Annotated in this window: 3 protein-coding genes; all 3 read right to left on the minus strand. The window is 63.7% G+C overall.

The annotated features are described in order from the left end of the window. Positions 1 to 1,347 (minus strand): ATP-dependent helicase (locus VGG47_RS12025; RefSeq protein ID WP_331538845.1); only part of this gene is annotated, 1,347 nt, incomplete at its 3' end. Between the two features lie 55 nt (positions 1,348 to 1,402). Next, complete coding sequence (locus tag VGG47_RS12030; RefSeq protein ID WP_331538840.1) at positions 1,403 to 1,579, minus strand: hypothetical protein; 177 nt, start codon at positions 1,577 to 1,579, stop codon at positions 1,403 to 1,405. A 2-nt stretch (positions 1,580 to 1,581) separates the two neighbouring features. After that, positions 1,582 to 2,295, minus strand: a 714-nt coding sequence (locus VGG47_RS12035; protein WP_331538843.1) for a hypothetical protein, incomplete at its 5' end; no start/stop codon positions are given.

Raw genomic sequence — 2,295 nt, forward strand, 5'->3', positions numbered from 1 at the left:
GAGCGTGACGAAGCGGTCTTCGAATTCGCGCATCTGGAACGAGGCGCGCACCAGGATGGCGATCTGGTTGAGCTTGTGCGGTTTGCCGGATTGATCTCCGCGCTGCAGCTGTTCGATCTCCTCGCCGATGGCGCGGGCTTCTTCTTCGGAATCCCAGGAGCCGGTGACGGCGACTTTTTCGCCGAGCTCATCGTCGGTGCGCAGCGTCTTGCCGAGCCGGCCTTCGTTATGCGCGATCAGGTGTGAGGCGGCGGCGAGGATGTGGCCGGTGGAGCGGTAGTTGCGCTCCAGGCGGATCACGGTGGCGCCCGGAAAGTCGTGCTCGAAGCGCAGGATGTTGTCGACCTCGGCGCCGCGCCAGCCGTAGATCGACTGATCGTCGTCGCCAACGCAGCAGATGTTTTTATTGCCCTCTCCCCTCGCGGGAGAGGGTGCCCCCTCCCGACCTCCCCCGCTTGCGGGGGAGGGTAGGGTGGGGGCGGGTGAGGGCCGCAGCGCTGCGGCCCAGCCCGGGCCCTCACCCGGTTCTTCGCTGCGCTCGGAACCGACCTCTCCCGCAAGGGGAGAGGGGAAGGATGTGCTCTGCGCGCTTGCTCGCTGCGCCAATAACCGCAGCCACAGATACTGCGCGACGTTGGTGTCCTGATATTCGTCGACCAGGATGAAACGGAAGCGCACCTGATATTGGCGTAAGACTTCGGGTTGCTCGCGGAACAGGCGGATGCACTCCAGCAACAGATCGCCGAAGTCGCAGGCGTTGAGGATCTTCAGCCGCTCCTGGAACGCCTTGTAGAGTTTCAGCCCCTTGCCGTTGGCGAAGGCGGCGGCTTCGCCCGGCGGCACCTGCTCGGGGGTGAGGCCGCGGTTCTTCCAGCCGTCGATCAGCATGGCGAGCACGCGCGCCGGCCAGCGCTTCTCGTCGATGTTCTCGGCCGCCAGCAGCTGCTTGAGCAGCCGGATCTGGTCGTCGACGTCGAGGATGGTGAAATCGCTTTTGAGCCCGACCATCTCGGCGTGGCGGCGCAGAATTTTCACGCCGATGGAGTGGAAGGTGCCGAGCCACGGCATGCCCTCGACGACGTGGCCGACGATGTCGCCGACGCGACCCTTCATCTCGCGCGCCGCCTTGTTGGTAAAGGTGACGGCGAGGATTTCGCCCGGCCGGGCGCGGCCGGTGGCCAGAATGTGGGCGATGCGCACGGTGAGCACGCGGGTCTTTCCGGTCCCGGCGCCGGCCAGCACCAGCACCGGGCCGTCGAGCGTCTCGACCGCGAGCCGCTGCTCGGCATTGAGGCCGGCCAGATAGGCCGCGCCGCCACCTGCCGCGGCGCGGGCGCGCGCGGCGATGCCGCCCGGCGCAGGGACGGGCGGTTCGACAGGCTCAAGTGTGCGCTTCAAAGGGTCAGGCAATGGTCGCGATACCGCTGATTCTCACCGCCAGAACATGGCATTTGCGCGCGGCTTTTGCGAGGCGATGCGCCCGACGGGCGAACAAGCCTTCCCGGCACGCCGCTCCGCCACCCGCCGCCGGCAGATGCCCGCGCGGCGCCTTCGGTTTTTCAGCGCCGAACTGCGTCAAATCTATTGAATAAGCTCCAGCACAAAATCCATCGGTTCCGCAATCGAATACCCGGAGTTCAGCAACATGGTGAAATCCGCCGCCTGCTCCGTCAGCGGAACAAACTCGGTCATGATGCCGATGAGATGAAACTGCAAATCAGGGGGCGAATGGATATCAGAACTTGGCACCGGCTCGATTTCGAACAGCGGCCCACCGCTGTTGCCCCGGTAGACCGGGCCGTCGACGATCAAAGAATGTTTTTCCGGATCTTTTCCAGCAATAAATGCCCGCCTCAGCGGCGGCCGCAGTGGATCGAATTGCAGCGAGTTGGGAAGACCGAGCGATACGGGATAGCCATACAAAATAGCATCGTTGCCGACGAGAACGTCGTCGAATTTGCGCACCGCGACCATTCCGGCGCTCACCAGGCCGCTGTCGGCGAATTGAACTTTCGTCACTCCCGGTGAGAAGAACGTCATCAGTGAGTGATCCGGCTGTTCCTTCAGAACCCCAAGCTTGATGGCCGCCACATCCCTGGTTTTGTGCGCCCGCACGTCGCCTCTAGCCAGCAGCATCGGGAAGTCGACCGTCAGCAAAATCCGCTGTTGTGTCGGCTGGTCCTTTGAGTACGACACGAGTTCGAGGACCAAATCCGGAACATCGGCCTTGTGGGTTTTTTCGTCGGGCAGACCCTCCGCAATGACATGCTTTGCGGTGACCAAATATTCCGCGGT

Origin of the sequence: Acidocella sp. (assembly GCF_036489515.1) — a bacterium.
Lineage (GTDB): Bacteria > Pseudomonadota > Alphaproteobacteria > Acetobacterales > Acetobacteraceae > Acidocella.